Source organism: Paenibacillus nasutitermitis, from assembly GCF_014641075.1.
GTDB classification, from domain to species: domain Bacteria; phylum Bacillota; class Bacilli; order Paenibacillales; family Paenibacillaceae; genus Paenibacillus_Z; species Paenibacillus_Z nasutitermitis.
Genome location: NZ_BMHP01000001.1, coordinates 1,439,670 through 1,454,022 on the forward strand (window position 1 = coordinate 1,439,670; position 14,353 = coordinate 1,454,022).

A 14,353-nucleotide genomic window follows, 5' to 3' on the forward strand; every position below is an offset into this window, starting at 1 on the left:
TGTTTATTTTGGGCCTGCGGCGTTATAATTCAGATGAATAAAGCGCTTACATATTATGGGGCGCTACCGAATTGAATGAACGTTTTATGAAAGAAAATCCCGGCATCAAGGTCACTTATGAGGGAATGCCGGGCAATCAGTTTTCTGATTTTATTAAAACCCGCCTGGCAGCCAGAGACGCTTCAGATGTCATTATGCTCCACCCGGGCTTAAAGGAGGTTGTAGGTTATGGCAAAGCAGGCTATTTGCTGGATTTATCCAATGAAGTTTGGATTTCCAATTTTTCGCCGGCTTCGCTGAACAGTCTTCGATCTGATGACAGCGTTTACGGAATACCTAATGACATGGCTGCTTTAGGTGTCTATTATAACAAAGAAATTTTCGCTGAGCTGAAGCTGGAATTCCCCAGGAACTGGGAAGAATTCATCACCGCTTGCGAAGCTATACACGCTTCTGGCATTACGCCGATTTCGATTGGAACAACGATGGCTGGATGACGCTAGCCGCCTTGTATGCAATCACTCTAACGACGGCATATAAAGCGGTACCGGATTTCGACAAGAAGCTTAATGCCGGAGAAATGACATTCGCCGATGGCTGGAGGGCAGCGGCGGAGATGTGGTTTGCTTTGAAAGAGAAAGGCTACTTGACGTACAAGAGTACAGGCATCAGCCTGTATCAGGCCATGCGAACCTTCGCTACCGGCAATGCGGCTATGTATATTGACGGCAATTGGTCGCTAAGCGGCATTCTGGCTGCCAATCCGAAGATTCAGGTCGCGATGATGCCGTTGCCGGCAAACAAGCCGGCGAGCCTGTCGTTGCATGTGCAGCAGTCGGTACTTCATGGACGATTAACAAGAACTCCAGGCAGATCGATGCAGCCAAACGTTATTTGGCCTTTTGGTCGCAAGAGGATGTACAGCGGATATGGGCCAGGAGCGAGCAATCCTTCATGACAATAAAAGGGGCAGTCAGCGATATCGCGCCGGAGCTTCAAGACTATTCGGTTGTCCTGGCAAGCGGCAGCAGGATCAGGTCGAAAAAACAATAACCGTCAGGAAACTTTCCTGACGGTTATTGTTGGTGCTTTTTTTCCAAGCTGCGGGGGAGGATTGCAATTAAGGCGGGGGATGATATAATTTCAGATAAGGAAACTTGATAGGATAAGGAGCGTTATATGAATTATATAGTTGCATTTGTTTTTGCCATTGCGATTGTCATTGCTCTCATCCCGCCTTTGCGCAAGCTCGCGCTGAAGATTGGTTTTGTGGACAAGCCCCAAACCAACAATGAACGTAAAATTCACCGTGAGCCGATTCCCTTGACTGCAGGTATTGCAATATATGTGGCTTTTGTCCTTTTATATCTGATTTTCGTGCATGACAACTGGGTCAAAACGGGAGCGATCCTAGGCGGAGGTCTGATTATCCTGATTATCGGCCTCGTGGATGATTGGTATAAGACACATGGCAAGGAATTTGCCTCGCTGCCGAAATTTGTCGTTCAGATGGGCGCAGCGATTCTGGTCTACAGCTCGGGAATCGTGTTCAGCGGATTTGAGAACCCGTTTACCGGCAGCTATTACATGCTTCCTGAAATTTTCCAGTTTCTCTTCACCGTCCTGTGGATCTTCGGCGTCACAACCGTCATCAACTTTACGGATGGCATTGACGGACTCGCCAGTGGATTATCCGCCATATCGGGAGGAACACTGCTTGTCGTCGCACTTGTGATGGGGCAGAGCGAATCGGCCATGATGGCTGCCATTCTTGTGGGCGCTTCGCTGGGGTATCTGCGCTACAACCGGCCGCCTGCCAAGGTGTTCATGGGAGATGCCGGTGCGACCTTTCTCGGTTTTATTCTCGCTGTAATTGCGCTCAACGGGGCTTTCAAGCAAGCGACGGTGCTGTCCCTGTTCATTCCGATTCTGGCGCTTAGCGTCCCGATTCTCGACAATCTTCGTGTTGTCATTTGGCGCATGATGAAGGGCGTACCCTTCTATAAAGCAGACGCGTCGCAAGCGCATTATGTACTGCTGAAGACCGGGATGAAACCCGTTCAGGTCGTATCGTTTCTGTATTTGATCAATATTTGTACAGGCCTGTTTTCCATCATATTGTTATTGATCCAGTGATAAGGTACCTATAAAGTCACTCTTCTATATCTGAACAGTGTCAGATTGTCGAGAAACCCCCGTCTTTTTAAGACGAAGGGGTTTCTCTTTATTTTTATAGAGTATCAGTAATAATGGAGGGTACTTTACCCTAATTCCCTCCTTTCTTGCCGTAGGCTTGTTGGGGTTCAGCGTATTATCCCATTTTCCTTTTTTTGATTAAAGACGGCAGCGTGCAGCGGGGCAGAGAAAAAAAGGTGATCGATCACCTGATGCCAGACGAATACCTCCCTTGTGACAGGAGTTCGACTGGCGGAGAATCACCCTGAGTTCTGAAGGGCCGATTAGAGATTGGATCGAAAGCAGGCATATAAATATTTCACTATTCCTTGACTAACTTTGTGAACCATGGTAGTATATACAATGTTAGAGCATGAAATGCCTTAACACCAATCGCGGTCATGGCGGAATTGGCAGACGCGCTGGCTTCAGGTGCCAGTGGTAGCAATATCGTGGAGGTTCGAGTCCTCTTGACCGCACCATACCTTACAATCAAACTCCAGAGATTTCTGGAGTTTTTATGTACTTGTTAATGATGGATTAATGATGTTGCGACGTTTTCCTATTCGACCGGGTTGTAGGTCCTTGTTCTTGTTTACTGTCTTTGTGAAAGGCTGGCTTGACAAGAAACTTGTCAGGCCAGCCTTTAGCATTTTATCTCTTACGCTTGGTACGAGTGTGTTCGACCGGAATCCATTTTTGATGTTATTCTCCTATTTCATTGTGGACAAGCCATACGTATATTTGAATTGCATTAAGCGAAGAGTATCCCAGTGCTTGAGCGAAAGCCGCAAATTTGAATTCGTTTACTTCACCGATTATTGACTTCCACTTCCGCCAGCTTCAGTAAATAATCGCCCGCTTGCTGAATGCCAAGCTTCGTTGCCGTGAGCCGAACGTAACGCGCGTTCGTTTGCTTGAACGGCAGCGCCTGCGGTTCAGTCGGGTTCGTCATTGCATAGTTGACAAACGTTTTGGCCGTCGTCCAGTTGACGTTGTCCGTGGAGGTTTCAATCACAAAGTCGACCGGGAAACCATCCGCTGTATAAGACGAATTAATGATCGGATACAAGACCAACTGATTGATCGGTTGCACGCTCGTCAAATCGAGCTTTAGCCACTCGGTATGGTCCGCGTCGCCGAATGCCGTTGCCGAACTGAAGCCCACTGCGGCGCTGCGAGGCGCGCGAACGCCGTCGACCGCTTTCGCTTTTCCGAAATCCGTATTTTCCACACTTGACGACGAAGTGACGGTAGGCAGCTCGTAGTTGAACGTGTACCGCATGTAAATCGTCGGGCCGTCGGTCGCGATCGGAGAGTAAATCCAGCGCGCCGTGCTGCCGGCCGGGAAACCGGCGACGTTGGTGCCCCAGGGACTGACGCCGTAAGCGCCATAATCTGCCGCGTTGCCCCAACCGGTTTCGTTAAAGCCGAGTTCATTCCAACCTTCTCCAGTGGCCGAGGTGATTTTCCAATCGGTGCTCGTGACGATTTTAGTTCCGTTCGGAAGCGTAAAGTCGGCGATAAATCCGCCAACGCCTCCCGGATCGTTCTGTACCGCCACCGCAATCGTGTTGACGCCGTTCTTCAGGTAGCCGCGCAGCGAATCCGCCGTCGTCCAGTTGGGGCTTGTGCCCCCCAAAGCCTTGCCGTTCAGGTAGATGGAAAAGCGATTATCCGCGGTCGCCTTGCCTTCGATCGTGTTGATCGCCACGTTGTTCAGGTTGTAGGTTTTCGTGGTTCGTTCCAGGGTTACCGTGCCGCCGGCGGCGATCGTAACCGTCTCGTCGAATAGTCCGCTTACGGCCGTTCCGTTTACTTTCCAATCCGTGTAGGGACTGTTGTTGTCCAGCGCCTGGATGCGGACGGAAGTGTTGGTAACCGTAATTTTCAGCTTCATATCCCAATAATACATGGCGTTCAGGGTCAAGGAAGTCATTCCGCTCGAAGGTAAATTCGGTTTCATGTGCAAGCCGTCCTTGTCTGCGGTAATGCCCATAAACCCGTTCTTCAGCGCAACGGGGACGAGACCGCTTTCCGGGAAATCACCCCAAGTACCGACAAGACCTTCCGTATAATGCTGGCCCGTTTCGCCATAGTAAAGCGGGTTGCCGCCGGAAAGATGATCCAGGTTAAAGCGGTTCACCATCGCTTGCAAACGGGTATACGCATCGTTGGCGCCGGTCGAGCGAAGCCGACTCATGAGTTCATAATAGGAAGTATAGAAGATAGAGCCGCCGTTCTGGATTTGCATACTGCCGAATGAATTATTGCTGTCGTAATCGCGTATCCACCAGCCGCCGCTCCCTTTCGGCGGGTTATTGAACATGGTTGCGCGCGGAGCGAAAACGAATCTTGTAAACACGTCGTTCGTACCGGAAGACGTGTTCGTATTAGATAAATAGGCCATGATTGCATTTGCTTTCGTCGTGTCTGCCAAACCGTACGCGATGGCTTCGAGATTGACGAATACGCCGCCGTAATCGCGCACGACGCCGTTCACGTCGACGTTCATCACGTAATGGTTCGTGGACCAGAAGGTCGAATTGTATGCCGTCTTCAGATCGTCCGCATAACCGTTCAATTGCGTGCTGCGGGCTGTATTGCCGACCATGTATTCCAACTCCGCCATTCGACGAAGGGCGACGTAGCCGTAAATATTATCATAGGCGCTCTTATGGCCGAACGGCAATATATCCCAATAGTTACTGCCGATCGAAGCGCTTGTACCGTTGTGGTAAGCATTCGTGATGATAAACAGCTTCGACGTTGCGTTATATTGCGTAAGCAAGTACGTCATTGCGTTACGCAGCCGGTCGATGTTGTATTTCAACGCGTTCAAATCGCCCGAATTGATAATATGATTGTACAGACCATTGATCAGATTGGCCGAAGTCGTGATGTAGTGGTTGCTGTCGACATCGGTCGGAAACGGCCAGCCGGGGGAATCGCCCCACGTATACACATATCCGTTCGCTCCTTGCTTCATTTGGGAAGCGTCGTACTCCATCTGGTCGCGATTGGCATCGTCGGCCCAAGTGCGCTGCAGGCTTTGCCACTCGTACCAATCCGGATTTACGCCGCCGGGCACCCAGCCGTAGTTACGTTCATTGTAGATGGTGTTTACGCCGCTCGTGACCGCCGGGTCGCCGCCTTCGTATTTGGTATAAGTCGCAGGCGTTATATCGGCGGATGGAAGCAACTCGATGTCCAGTGTATGGGAAATGGTGTTTCCTGTATTCAAATGTGTTGGATAACCAAAGTAACGATTGAAGAAATTCATGTTTAAATAATCTTTGCCCGTTTCAGGCTGCAAGGCCTTTGTCTGCGGATAGAAGCGAAGATTGAAGTTAAAGCCGTTGGCGCCTTGCCAGTCGATCCGGTTCCCGGAGAGATTGAATGACCTGTCGTTACCTGAAGGAGTCCGTTTCAAGACATGAGGCCCGCGATACACTCCATTCACGTCCACCATCCTTGAAAAAGGAATTTTTAAAGTATTCACGTAATAACCTTCATTGGCCCATAAAGTTTCCATGGTGAGTCCGGCAGCCTCCAGTTTCTTGCCGTTGCCCAGAGCGGTTACCGTATAGCTGTTGCGCATCCACTTGCCATCGAGCGTGATGACCCAACTTCCAGATAATCCCGATCCGCCAAAACCGATGCCGTTGATCGTCAGTGTATTGCCGCTGATCGAGGAAGTGACCGGCGAATTACCGATGTAACGCGTACCTGCTTGATCGAAAACGAAATACATATTATCCGTAATCAGATCGTTGCTGTAGTTGCCTGTTCCGGTCGGATCGAAGCGCATGGTGTCGATTAATCCGTCGACGCCGGAGATGCTGTAGTATCCATTGCTGAGTGAATAGCGATTGGCTTTGTCCAGCACACGCAAGGATTCAAGTTCGAAGTCGCCGTTGCCTGTGTTGCGTGTCGGGTCGAAACGAAGCTGGGTTATAGTGCCTGTCCAGTTAGGGTTCCCGCTTAAATCGACCTGCAGCGTGTGCCATTCGCCATCGGCAATTGTGCTGAACGTTTGGCTGCGCGCCTGCGCCCAACTGCCTGCGCTGGAAGTCCAGTACAACTGCGCATCCGTATTTCCTGTGAAATTTCTGTAGGTAATCTCCAATATTTTGTAGGTGGTCGCTGAGATTGACACTGCGGGACCATTGATTTGGGGATCCGTGCTTCCATTTGGAACGTGGACAATCAATCTGCCGTAGATTACCGCGCTCGAATCAATCTGCGCATTCCGAGCCCAACCCTGGGAATCGTTATCGGTCCTCCAGTCCCAACTAATTGAAGCGCTTGCAAAAGTGCTTTGCGCTGATATCCACAAAGCCAATACAATCATACCTGCGGATAAACCCAACATTTTAAACATAGCATTTCGGCTCATCACATATCCTCCCTTAAATTATTGTGAGTTGCAATATCCATACGCATTAATTGTATGATGAAATTGTACTTCAAAAATATAGACAACTATGCTAATTTAACTGTGAATCCAATCATGTTGATAACCGTCGAGAGGAGAGCTTGATATTGAAGATTCCAAAAAAAATAATTAGAGGCGACTCGCTGTGGGAACCCGATTTGCCGCTGTTCGTAAACAGGGGGGGCGAGTCGTTCTTGTTGTCGATGCATACACATGATTTTGTAGAAATCGCTTATATTACGGAAGGCAGGGGCCTTCATTATATCGGGACGGATTTACTTCATGTTGAACAAGGGGATCTGTTCGTGATTGCGATCGGCACCCCGCATGTATTCCGTCCTTATTCCATCGAACAAGACAATAACCCCGTCGTCTACAATTGCGTGTTCGATCGTAACTATATCCAGCGCTTTCGCTATTCGCTTCCGCAATGGGGCGAGCTCCAGCGAATTTTTCAGAACGGCGATTATGAATATCGTTATTATAAAAATCAACAAGACGAAATCGGTGCGATGATCGAAAAAATGTATATGGAATATACGATGCGATTGCCCGGTTATCAGCTCGTATTAAACAGTTATATGTTAAACGTCATTTCTACCCTATATCGTTATGAAATTCTGGGAGTTTCTCCGTCTACTACAAGAAACAGGCTTGACCGGGTGTTTAAGCATATACATGCTTCGTTTCATGAGAACTTGAAGGTCGAAGATCTGGCCGCTTTGGTGCCAATCAGCACAAGCCATCTGCAAAGATTGTTCAGACAACTGAGCGGGCAAACGGTTACCGAATACGTTCAGAGTTGGCGAATAAAAAAAGGCTGCGAGTTGCTCAGTTATACTTCCGAATCCGTCCAGGAAATCGCCGGAAAAGTCGGTTATAAGGACCATGCGTACTTTCACGCATTATTCAAAAGAAAAATCGGCATGTCGCCAGTTCAATATCGCAAATTACAGGAGAGAAGCAGCACCGAGTTCATCCCGTTGAACAAGGCGGATCGATTAGAAGCGAGATCGAACCTGCCAGGGATGATCAATAAATCTTCGACTTTTCATAAATAATTTTGAAAAAAATATTCAAGAAAATTGTTGACACAGAAGATAATAAACAACATAATAAGTGTGAAAAATATTTTGGAAAGGAGCACCGAGTTCTGAACAACGAAAATAATATTGCAGGAGAACGAAAAAAGGAGTGGACTATGAATAGTCTCGAAGTCTCAACAAAAAAAAGCAGCTCGCCGCTCTTCATGAACCTTAAGCGAAACTGGCCACTCTATACGATGGTTATGCCTGGCGTATTGTTGATATTCGTGTTTGCCTATCTCCCCATGTATGGCATTGTTATGGCCTTTGAAAAATTTAAACCGGCATTGGGATTCTTCCATAGTCCGTGGGCCGATCCTTGGTACAAATATTTTGAGCAATTATTTACCGACGTATATTTCAAAAGGCTTCTGAAAAACACCTTGCTTCTCGGCGTTTATGCTTTGTTGTGGGGGTTTCCCGCTCCGATTATACTTGCGCTGCTCTTTAATGAAATCAGGAACTCCAAGTTCAAAAGGATCGTGCAAACTATCTCTTATATGCCGTATTTCTTGTCCACTATCGTTGTCATTGGCATTCTGCGCATTTTTTTCGCGACGGATGGGCCAGTCAACGACATATTCGGCAACTTCGGGGCTGGGATATCCAATATCTTCATGCTGCCGGAAGCTTTCCGATCCATCTATATTGGCAGCGGCATCTGGTCGACTGTTGGATACAGTTCGATTATATACCTGGCTGCAATTGCGGGAATTAATTCCGAGCAATACGAAGCTGCGATCGTGGATGGTGCCAACCGATTTAAACAGATGCTGTATATTACAATTCCGTCTCTGCTGCCTACGATTACCATTCTTCTTATATTTGCGATGTCGGGAATTATTGGAAACGATTATCAAAAAATACTTTTGATACACAATGAAGCGACGTATTCCACATCAGATGTTATCGGCACTTATGTTTTTAGGACAGGGGTTCAAGGCGATAGCCAGTCCTATGCGGCGGCGGCAGGTTTATTCTCATCGGTAATCGCCTTCGTAATGCTCTATTTAACCAACCTATTCGCCCGAAAATTTTCCGAAAACTCACTTTGGTGATTCATAAAGAAAGGACTGCGATATGGCTATGACCAAGAGGCAAAAGGGACATCTTAGTCTGTTTGATGCTTTTCTGTATTTATTCTTCATTGCTTTAAGTCTTGTTTTTATTTATCCGATATGGTATTGCCTCATCACTGCGCTCAGCAGCGGAGATGCGATAAGGCAATCCTTGCCGCTGATAGTGCCTGCCGATTTGACATTCGAAGCTTTCAAATCGGTGTTTGAAGGACCAAACGTCTTGATCTATTTCCGAAATAGCGTTTTTTATGCGGTAACCGGCACGGTCATTTCACTTACGCTGACATCCATGATGGCGTATCCGTTAATTATTAAAGATTTCAAGGGTGCAAAACTATTGAATATTTACATGATTATTACGATGTTCTTCAGCGGCGGACTGTTGCCCTACTACTATCTGATTACTGAAATCGGGATGCGCAATACGATTTGGGTCATGCTATTGCCGGGAGCTGTAAGCGCTTTTAATGTGATTATCTTCAGAACGTTTTTCAAGAGCGTACCGGCTGAGCTTCGGGATGCGGCGCATATCGATGGGGCGGGGCATTACCGCGTGCTTTGGCAAATTATGATACCGGTATCTAAGCCTTTGTTGGCGACATTCGGATTATTCGGACTTGTCGCCATATGGAACGATTGGTTTAACCCGTATTTATTTTTGACGAATGATCATTTGAAGCCTATACAGGTCTACTTGAGAGAAACGCTTATTGTGACATCGGGAGGAATAATGAACAAGTACGATGGCGTTAGGTTGCAAGAGGTAAACGTGACGGAGCTCAGCCTTAAATGTGCGATTGTCATCATTACGATTTTTCCGATCATATGCGTCTACCCATTCTTGCAAAAATATTTCGCAAAAGGCATGATGATCGGCTCTCTTAAATAGTGAGAGCTATGCCAATTGTATCATCATGGATATCTTTCTTTTAGAAAGTCATCTCCCTAAAAGACAGGCAGTACAAAGGGGATTGCTTTCAACGGGAAGTTCCAAATAAAAAAATGGAGGGTTACAGAAATGAAAGCACGTATGATTTCTGTGTTGGTAATCATCTGCATGATTGCGGCGCTGGCAGCATGCACCAAAGGCAATACGGAAGTAAAACGCACGGTTCCGAGCGCCAATGCCAGTCCAACCGGCGGCACGGAAAGCCAGGATGCGGAACAGTGGGCTCTGCCTTATAAGGGGCCGGAAGTCACGATCAAAATATTCGGATGGGAAAGCTTTAAGCCAATCGATCCGGCAACCGACTTTGGAAAATGGGTTCAGGGAAAGATTGGAAACATCAAGCTGGATTTTGAAATTCCGCCAGAAGGCACGGCTGCCAAATCCGATCTCTATCTGGCTTCCGGGGATGTGCCTGATATTATGATCTATCGGGAACCGGCAAAATTCATGAAGAATTATGGCGATGGCAGCCGATCGGTCAATCTTCTGGACTACGCCAGGTATATGCCGGAGTATACCAAACGCATAGCGGAGTATCCTCATTTAACTTCGTATGCCAAGGATGACAAGACCAACTACTTGTTCTTCCCGACCTGGTATAATACGACGAGCGAGCTTTGGTATATGAATCAGGATCTGATGGACAAGTACAATTTAAAAGCGCCTAAGAACTACGAGGAAATGGCGCAGCAGATGGAGCTCGTTCATAAAGCCGAACCGGATGTTAGCGGGTTGTTGTTTCACGGTTGGGGCTTTGAATACCAATATATTATTTATTCCATGCTCTTCGGCTCCAATGGGATGAATCAGATGGCGGTATCGTATGATCATAATAAGAGGCAATGGGTCTATCCGCTTACGGCGAATAACGAGGTCAACTTAAATACGGTTAAAGCGATGCGCGAAGCATATGCCAATGGCTCCCTTCATCCAGATTTCAGCACAATAAGCACCGATGTTTGGACGAACATACGTAATAACGGCAAATGGTTGTTTGCTAACCTTTACCCATTCTCTACTGCGGATCAGAATAATACAGTAAAAACAAAATTCACGTATATGGATCCTCCTGCCGCGACAGGCGTTAACCCGGCTGTCAGAACAGACTATGAATCCGATACGACGGGCTGGGCGTTCATTATTTCCAATACCGCTAAAAATCCTGAACTGGCTGCGGGTTTGCTTGAATTCTTCAGTTCCGAAGAGTTTGCTAACACTTATTATTGGGGCTTTGAAGGCGTATCTTACGAGACTGCGGCTGACGGTAAAAAGAAATTCCTTGATTCTTATACCCAAATGCCCGATGCGGATAAGCAATCGAAATTGGGCCTTACGACGCCCTATACAGTAACGCAATTCATCTCGAATTTCTATGCAGGGGATGCCATTGCGGCATCATGGTCAGATGAGACGAAGAGAGGCGTTACCATCGCCGCGGAGAAGTTGAAAAACGGTGAATTCGCCAATTATTACGGTGCAACGACTCCCGATTTCACGGACGATGTCAACGAAAAAATGACGGTTATTAATACGGCGGTCAAGACTTACGTTACTGAAAATCTCACAGCTTTCATTATCGGCAAAAAACCAATCGACGAGTGGGATAAGTTCATTGCGGGTATCCAGAAGTATGGCGACATGAACTGGGTCGTGGAGCAGTATAACGCAGCTCCGCAGAAGCCATTGCGCGCTAAAGCTACCGAACGTACATGGCTTGAAACCAAGTAGATCGATTCATAAATTCATTCATTAAATTAGTGTGATCGAATAAAACATAAACAGTGTGTGTTTCCTTTGCAGAGGCAGGCACACACTGTGTTTGTAAAAATATCAACATTATATTCGTTGACAGTAATGAAAAAAAACATCAAATTATGATTTGAAGAAATTTGATTTGCCCGCTGGACGAGAACGAGATGAAAGTATCTCAACTAATCGTAATCGACGTTCTTTACAATGCGCTGTACCGACGAATCAACGAAACGGCCATTCATAAAAAGGAACATACCCTGAGGGCTCTATCGGAAAAGCTGCAATAAAATTCGTTTATGGACCGATTGTTGCATTTTTACTCAAAATGAAAAAATATTCAATAAAAATATAGATAATGATGAAAATAATTTATTAAAACCCCATCACAATGTCCAAGAGGAGAATCTATGAACAGGGTATATAACGGGATTCTGAAAAGAGGTTTGATCGTTTCCTGCCAAGCGGACAATTGCGAGGCGTTGATCGGCGTCGGCATCATGGCGCGAATGGCTTTAGCGGCGGAATTGGGAGGAGCCGGCGGATTGCGTGTGGAAGGTATAACGGATTTGCAAGAGGTGAGGGCGCTATGCAAGCTGCCGATCATCGGCATTATCAAGAAAGAGTACCCTGGATTCGAACCGTATATTACCGCGACGATGCAGGAGATAGACGACTTGATGCAGGTTAAGCCGGATATTATCGCGATCGACGCCACGTTCAGGGCGAGGCCGGGTTTCGATTCTCCCCGGTCGTACATCGCGGCGATAAAGAACAAATACGATATCGAGATCATGGCGGACGTATCCAATTTAGAAGAAGGCATTCATGCTTGGGAGGCAGGGGCCGACGTCGTCGCGACGACTTTGTCGAGTTACACGCCGTATACCGCCGAAAGAGAGAAACCGGATATTGAATTGATTCGGGCGCTGAGCGAAAAGGTCGACGTGCCCGTCATCGCGGAAGGGAATATTGTTACACCAGAGCTTGCGTTGGCTTGCCTGGAGGCCGGGGCGTACGCGATCGTCGTCGGAGGCGCCATTACCCGCCCTGATTTAATCTCCAGAAGATTCGTCGATACGATCGGCGGCGCGATCCGGACAGAGCGGAGGGAGAACAGTTATGGATAAATATTACGCTAAAGTCACGGAAATACTGGCTACGGTTCAAAATACGCAAAAGGCCGCGATGAGCGAGGTGTCCGAACGTTGCACGAAAGCGTTGTTATCCGATCGTAAGCTGTTCTTTTTCGGATCAGGACATTCACATATGCTTGCCTAGGAAGTTTACTACCGCGCGGGAAAAGCTGTACGAGATCGCCGATATCGTCCTCGATAATTGCGGCTGCGACGGGGACGCGGCCGTTTACCTGGAACGGATCGGGTTACCGGTAGGGCCGACTTCCACCGTGATTGGCGCGTTCATGCTTAATAGAGTTGTTGTGCAAATCTCCGAAAATTACGGAAGACGCAACCTCGTACCGCAAGTATTCATTAGCGCCAATACGGTTAAAGGCGATAAACATAATACGAAGCTCTTGAAAAACTTCCAATAAGAAAGGCTGGATGCTTCATGGAAACGAATGCCGCATGGTATGAAGTTGGCACCTTTAGCGTCGAAATTACGCCGCCGATCACGATCCCTTATTTGGCCGGTGATCCGAGGCATAGCTATTTTACGGGTGTACACGACCCCTTATACGCTTGCGCTGCCGTGATTTCGGACGGCACTCGCGAAGCGGCTTTGATTAGCGTCGACGCTATCGGTTTCTGCAACCGTCTCTTGGGACCGGACAGAGACTTCACGGAAGAGTTGAAGCATCGCATCGCGTGGGAAACCGGAATCGGCGTGGATGCGATCATGATCATGTCGGATCATATCCATTCCTCGCCGGATACGATTAATTTCAGGCCCTTGAGGGAAATTCCAGCTGCATTGCCGTGGCTGGAAGTACTGTGCACACAGATTTGTAATGCGGTCGATATGGCGGCAAAGCATAAATTTAAAGCCAGACTCAAGCAAGGTTCAGGGAAAGTGGAAGGACTAATCATGAATCGGCGTGCAGAAGCCTACTTGGATACCGAGGTTGGCGTACTTCTGTTTGAATCGGAGGATATGACGGAGAACGTTATTCTCGTCAATTTCGCCTGTCACCCTGTGATCGTTCAGGTGCAGGAGCTCGTTTCCGCTGATTTTATTGGCGCCATGAGAAATGTGTTACAAAACGGATTGAAAAATATTAAAGGTTGTCTGTTTATTCAGGGAGCTTGCGGAGATATTAATCCTCTGGTTGGCGCGAGCAAGAGCTTCAATGATGTTCGTTTTTTTGGTGAAACGCTCGCTGAGGAAGTTATGGAAGTATATCGCAAGATTGCGATTCCCGATTATCCTGCCCAACCCGTGCAGCTTGCTGTCTTTTCGCGAAAGTTGCATTTGGCATCCAGACCTCTGCCATCGATTGAAGAGGTGAAGCATTTAAATAATGAAGAAGCGCTATGGAGAATTCACGAGGGGGATGCGCCTTTTCTTGCAGAAATTCAACTCATTAAAGTAGGCAATTGCATCATTGTTGGGATTCCGGGCGAGCCAATGAGCAGAATGGGCTTGGAGATAAAGGAAATGTTCAGACCGCTGATTTCTTTTCCTGCCGGTTATACGAACGGTTATGTGGGTTACTTGGCCTCGTTGGAAGATTGGGAAAAAGGGGGGTATGAGGTAGATCTCGGGCCATGGTCGAAAGTCGGTTCTGAGAGCTATGATGAGATCATTAATGTTTTGGCGTCAATGAACAATGACTTGATAAACAAAGGTCACTATGGAAGGCTCGGTGAACGCGATGAATGATTAATCTATCCATCGAATTTTCATATAAGAAAGC

General features: G+C 47.3%; 12 protein-coding genes and 1 tRNA gene. 12 read left to right on the top strand and 1 reads right to left on the bottom strand.

All coding sequences use genetic code 11. The features are described 5' to 3' along the window. Positions 1-71: 71 nt before the first annotated feature. The 4 genes from IEY46_RS06150 (at position 72) to IEY46_RS06165 (ending at position 2,657) form a co-directional block, all read left to right on the top strand. Complete coding sequence (locus IEY46_RS06150) at positions 72-497, top strand: ABC transporter substrate-binding protein (protein ID WP_188990118.1); 426 nt, start codon at positions 72-74, stop codon at positions 495-497. Further along, complete coding sequence (locus tag IEY46_RS06155) at positions 434-958, top strand: extracellular solute-binding protein (protein WP_188990120.1); 525 nt, start codon at positions 434-436, stop codon at positions 956-958. Before IEY46_RS06150 ends, IEY46_RS06155 begins: the two co-directional genes overlap by 64 nt. Before the next feature lie 221 nt (positions 959-1,179). Next, positions 1,180-2,136, top strand: coding sequence for a glycosyltransferase family 4 protein (locus IEY46_RS06160; RefSeq protein ID WP_188990122.1), 957 nt, complete (start codon positions 1,180-1,182; stop codon positions 2,134-2,136). Between the two features lie 434 nt (positions 2,137-2,570). Beyond that, a tRNA-Leu gene (locus IEY46_RS06165) sits at positions 2,571-2,657 on the top strand. A 329-nt stretch (positions 2,658-2,986) separates the two neighbouring features. On the opposite strand, the gene IEY46_RS06170 is transcribed toward IEY46_RS06165, so the two are convergent. After that, the gene (locus IEY46_RS06170) at positions 2,987-6,574 is read right to left on the bottom strand and encodes a discoidin domain-containing protein (protein ID WP_188990124.1); all 3,588 of its coding nucleotides are present in this window, start codon (positions 6,572-6,574) and stop codon (positions 2,987-2,989) included. A gap of 146 nt (positions 6,575-6,720) precedes the next feature. On the opposite strand from IEY46_RS06170, the gene IEY46_RS06175 reads away from it, so the two are divergent. From IEY46_RS06175 to IEY46_RS06210, 8 genes are all read left to right on the top strand, one after another. After that, entirely contained in the window at positions 6,721-7,674 is a 954-nt protein-coding gene (locus IEY46_RS06175) for a helix-turn-helix domain-containing protein (RefSeq protein WP_188990126.1), read from the top strand. Between the two features lie 140 nt (positions 7,675-7,814). Continuing rightward, positions 7,815-8,756, top strand: coding sequence for an ABC transporter permease (locus tag IEY46_RS06180; RefSeq protein WP_188990128.1), 942 nt, complete (start codon positions 7,815-7,817; stop codon positions 8,754-8,756). Between the two features lie 28 nt (positions 8,757-8,784). After that, positions 8,785-9,666, top strand: a complete 882-nt coding sequence (locus tag IEY46_RS06185; protein WP_188990130.1) for a carbohydrate ABC transporter permease — start codon at positions 8,785-8,787, stop codon at positions 9,664-9,666. Positions 9,667-9,795: 129 nt separating this feature from the next. Further along, the gene (locus IEY46_RS06190) at positions 9,796-11,454 is read left to right on the top strand and encodes a type 2 periplasmic-binding domain-containing protein (protein WP_188990132.1); all 1,659 of its coding nucleotides are present in this window, start codon (positions 9,796-9,798) and stop codon (positions 11,452-11,454) included. 431 nt (positions 11,455-11,885) lie between these two features. After that, positions 11,886-12,605 carry an N-acetylmannosamine-6-phosphate 2-epimerase gene (locus IEY46_RS06195; protein ID WP_188990134.1) on the top strand — a complete coding sequence of 240 codons (720 nt, stop codon included), beginning with the start codon at positions 11,886-11,888 and terminating at the stop codon, positions 12,603-12,605. Continuing rightward, positions 12,598-12,756: an SIS domain-containing protein gene (locus IEY46_RS06200; protein ID WP_188990136.1), complete on the top strand. Its 159-nt coding sequence runs from the start codon at positions 12,598-12,600 to the stop codon at positions 12,754-12,756. The genes IEY46_RS06195 and IEY46_RS06200 overlap by 8 nt, the downstream gene beginning before the upstream one ends. Continuing rightward, positions 12,749-13,030, top strand: coding sequence for a phosphoheptose isomerase family protein (locus IEY46_RS06205; RefSeq protein WP_188990137.1), 282 nt, complete (start codon positions 12,749-12,751; stop codon positions 13,028-13,030). The genes IEY46_RS06200 and IEY46_RS06205 overlap by 8 nt, the downstream gene beginning before the upstream one ends. Before the next feature lie 17 nt (positions 13,031-13,047). Beyond that, a complete protein-coding gene (locus tag IEY46_RS06210; protein ID WP_188990138.1) occupies positions 13,048-14,319 on the top strand; it encodes a hypothetical protein in 1,272 nt (423 codons plus the stop codon). Positions 14,320-14,353 lie beyond the last annotated feature (34 nt).